This is a genomic window from Fusibacter sp. (genome assembly GCF_057447755.1).
This window is the reverse complement of the sequence record NZ_JBVBZF010000306.1, coordinates 1-4,177: the sequence shown is the minus strand read 5'-3', so window position 1 is coordinate 4,177 and position 4,177 is coordinate 1. Positions and strand designations below refer to the sequence as shown.

The window sequence follows — 4,177 nt, the reverse complement described above, 5'->3', positions numbered from 1 at the left end:
TATGTTCGAAGAAAAAAAGGCACATTCATGTATTAATTAAGCCGTTTTGACCCCCTATCATTTTAACCCTATACTGTTAAAATGCATTAATGGCAGGTCTTAAGGATGCGTATTAATCACATTTATATTTTATAAAGTTATCTTATATTTTATAAAGTTATTTTATATTTTTTAGGTTTAGGAGGAAACAATGAAATTAGAAGCAATGCTTCAAAAGGTTGAAAAACCATCTCGCTATATTGGTGGCGAATTAAACACCATTAATAAAGAAATTACTGAAAACATGATTAGATTTGCATTTTGCTTTCCAGACGTTTATGAAGTTGGAATGAGCTATTTAGGGCTTCAAATAATTTATAGCTTATTAAATAAAGAAGAAGATGTCTTTTGTGAGCGTGTTTTTTCACCATGGAAAGACATGGAGGACTTAATACGTGAAAACAATCAGACAACGGTAACCTTGGAGACGAAGTCTAAATTGTTGGATATGGATGTAATTGCTTTTACACTTCAATATGAGTTAAGCTATACAAACATTATCAACATGCTTGATCTTTCAAATATTCCATTCTACTCCAAGGATAGAATGCCACATCATCCCCTTATAGTTGCGGGTGGTCCGTGTGCATACAATCCAGAGCCGATTGCTGAGTTTGTGGACATGTTTTTTATTGGTGAGGGGGAAGAACTCCTAATTGACTTTATCGAGGTTTACAGACCCTATAAGGCTGGTAAAATCACTAAGGAAGAAATGTTGCTTGCTGCAGCTCAAATTGAAGGTGTTTATGTTCCAAAATATTATAATCCTGTTTATAACGACCAGGGGATATTAGTTGGTGTAGACAGAACTGCTAAAGTACCAGAAAAAATCAAGAAAAGAATCGTAAGAGATTTTAATGAAGGCTTCCAGCTTGAAACCATGATCGTGCCACTTGCCGATGTCGTTCATGATCGTGCCGTAATAGAAATATTCAGAGGCTGTACAAAAGGCTGTCGTTTCTGCCAAGCTGGGATGCTTTATAGACCCATTAGAGAAAAATCACCTGAAACGATTAAGTCGAATATTGAAAAAATTCTTGAATCTACGGGTTTTGAAGAACTTTCACTAACGTCTTTAAGTACAATGGATTACAGTACCATTGAAACACTGGTTAAGGATTTGGTTGATAAATATGAAAAGGAGAGCATTGGTGTGTCCTTGCCATCTCTTCGTCTTGATAGTTTTTCGGTTGATGTCGTTAAAGAAATTCAAAAGATCAGGAAAACGGGTTTGACATTTGCGCCTGAGGCTGGCACTCAGAGATTAAGAGATGTTATTAATAAGGGTGTTTCAGCAGAAAATATTGTAAGTACATTTAGAAGCATCTTTGCACTTGGTTGGTCTCGTGTGAAGCTCTATTTCATGATTGGGCTTCCAACTGAAACGCTTGATGATTTATATGGCATCAATGAAATTGCCAACTTAGGGGCCTATATCTTTAAGCAAGTGAAACCAGAAGATATGAAAAAGTCTGTTCAAGTTACTGTGAGCACATCGTGTTTTGTACCTAAACCATTTACACCATTCCAATGGATGGCGCAAGATACTGTTGAACAGTTTTATGAGAAAATAGACTATCTTAAGTCCAAACTCATTAACCGTAAGGTTGTTTATAATTACCACGATCCTAAGACAAGCGTTTTAGAAGGTGTTTTTGCAAGAGGGGATAGAAGACTTGCTAAGGTTATTGTAAAAGCATTTGAAAAGGGTGCCAAGTTTGATGGCTGGCAAGAATACTTCAACTATAATTTATGGATGGAAGCTTTTGAAGAGTGTGGTGTTGATCCTGACTTCTACACAGTTAGGGAAAGAGCTTATGATGAATTATTCCCTTGGGATATGATTGATCCAGGTGTTTCTAAAGAATACTTGATTTCAGAATATGAAAACGCATTAAAAGGGATTACAACTCAAGACTGTCGCGATGGTTGTACAGCTTGTGGTGTGAATGTTAATATTATAGGCGGTGCATGTTAATGGAGACTTTAAGAATCGTATACAAAAAACAAAAATATATGAGATTTCTATCACATCTTGAACTTATGAAATTGTTTGAGCGTGTTTTTAGATTTCACAAATTACCCCTTAAGTTCTCAGAGGGCTTTAATCCACATCCCAAGATGAATTTTGCAGCACCATTGTCTGTTGGCTTTTCAAGCCAATTTGAGATGATGGAGGTTCAACTAAACTCTAAGGTTGATTTGGCATCGGTTGTTAAAATGCGTTTTCCGGATGGCATTGAAATTGTACAGGCACGTTATGTGGACTCAAAAGCATCTTTAATGGCAAGCATTGCATTTTCTGAATATCTCATCAAAGTAGAGTTTAAGGACAATAACGATCATAATCCTTTCGAAGAAAAAGTAGATAGCTTTTTAAACCAAGAATTTATTAACTATGAAAAGAAGACTAAAAAAGGCACTATGAAGTCTGTAAATGCATTGGAGCAGATCAAAGCCTTTAATGTTGCCTTTAAACAAGACAATGAACTCATTTTAAGAGCGACTTTAGCTTCTAGCAGTAATGGAAGCTTAAATCCTGAATTGTTTGCAAAGTTGTTCTTAGACTTTAGTAATAACGATAAGGAAATTGATCATATTGAAGTAGAACGCATTAACATGTTCATGGACAAAGACGACAAGCTTGTATCACTTTATGAATTGTAGGTAGAAAATGAAAGCAATTTCAATCGATAAGAGTTCAATTTTAGATCTTGCAGTTTTATATGATCAAGAAACAAAAGAACTTGAAAATATTATAATTGAAAACCATTTTCGTCAAAATATTCTTGGTAATATATACTTTGGAAAAGTCATTCAGTTTTCAGATGAAATCGACGGCGCTTTTATAGATATAGGAACGCCGATGAATGGTTTTTTACCTAAGAAAGAAATTTTAAGACGTGTTCCAAAGGAACAAAAGAACTTGCCGCTTAATAAACTTATCGCTAAAAATCAACTTATTGCAGTACAGGTAAGTAAAGAGAGCTACCAAACTAAAGGGCCTCAGTTGACCACTGATATTTCACTTGCGGGAAAATATGTCGTGTTATTGCCGTATTCAAGAGGCGTTAAATATTCTAAGAAAATCACTGAAAAGGTCCCTAAAGCAGATATTGAGTCAAATCTCAAATCACTTGATCACGGTGAAGGTGGCTGGATTGTCAGAAGCATCGTAAATGAAGTTTCTGAGATTAACTTAATTCAAAAAGACGCTGAGAGAATGTTTGAGCTTTGGAATAAAATTGAACGCCTTGGTAAACTCTCGAGTAAGATTATCAAGGTATATGAGGCAAATGGCTTTATTGAACAGCTTTATAGACAGCTTTATAGCAGAGAAGTGGGTAGTGTTCAGTATTCAGATGAAACATTAAAATCAGAACTTTTGGAAATCGGGTTTGAAAAATCAGTCTTAAAGCCCGTAAAGTCGAAAAATGCACTCTATAAGGAGAATGGCCTTAACATTCATGACTTCTTGTTTGAGACATTATTTAAGTCTAAGTTGGGCTTTTCCTACACCCTGGACGAACTCGAAGCCTTTACAATAGTGGATGTCAACTCTGGTCAATATAGGGCGAGTTCAAAGCTGGAAATGACAAGAGAGGTTAATTTAAAGTCTGCACTTGAAATAAAGGACAAACTCCTTGCAAGGAACATCAGTGGTGTTATTTTAATTGACTTCATTGATATGACTTCAAAAGAAGAAGTTGAGTTTATAAAAATTCTGAATGAAGATATTTTTACTAAGGACGATGATTTTCATATCTCTGATATTACGCGATTAGGCTTACTTGAGATGACGAGAAAACGCGTAAAACCATCGGTTATGGATGCACTAAGTTTTGATTTTAGAAAAAAGGATTTACTTTATTGGAGTGCAAATGAACTTTATTTTGAATTGATCCGTTTAAGTGAGCATACAAATACTAAACAAGTAATTCTTGAGCTGGTACCAGATTTGTATATTTTCTTATCTCAGAATCCTGTGTTTAAGGATATTCCTATAAAAATTAAGCTTCAAAAAAACAATAAGAAAAATGAAAATTTTAAAATTGCTTCAAATATTGAAGCCTAGGTTAGAGTATTTAAAAAAAATATTTAATGTCATGAAAAACAATTGACATTTCAACATCCGTAT

Annotated in this window: 3 protein-coding genes; all 3 read left to right on the top strand. The window is 34.7% G+C overall.

Annotation, left to right across the window (positions count from 1 at the left end):
- The first annotated feature begins 190 nt into the window (after positions 1-190).
- Genes AC220I_RS19070 through AC220I_RS19060 form a run of 3 tightly spaced genes read left to right on the top strand, consistent with a single transcriptional unit; the run spans position 191 to position 4,114 of the window.
- Complete coding sequence (locus AC220I_RS19070) at positions 191-2,017, top strand: TIGR03960 family B12-binding radical SAM protein (protein ID WP_486725451.1); 1,827 nt, start codon at positions 191-193, stop codon at positions 2,015-2,017.
- The gene (locus tag AC220I_RS19065; protein ID WP_486725450.1) at positions 2,017-2,706 is read left to right on the top strand and encodes a TIGR03936 family radical SAM-associated protein; all 690 of its coding nucleotides are present in this window, start codon (positions 2,017-2,019) and stop codon (positions 2,704-2,706) included. Before AC220I_RS19070 ends, AC220I_RS19065 begins: the two co-directional genes overlap by 1 nt.
- Before the next feature lie 7 nt (positions 2,707-2,713).
- The gene (locus AC220I_RS19060; RefSeq protein WP_486725449.1) at positions 2,714-4,114 is read left to right on the top strand and encodes a ribonuclease E/G; all 1,401 of its coding nucleotides are present in this window, start codon (positions 2,714-2,716) and stop codon (positions 4,112-4,114) included.
- Positions 4,115-4,177: the final 63 nt, after the last annotated feature.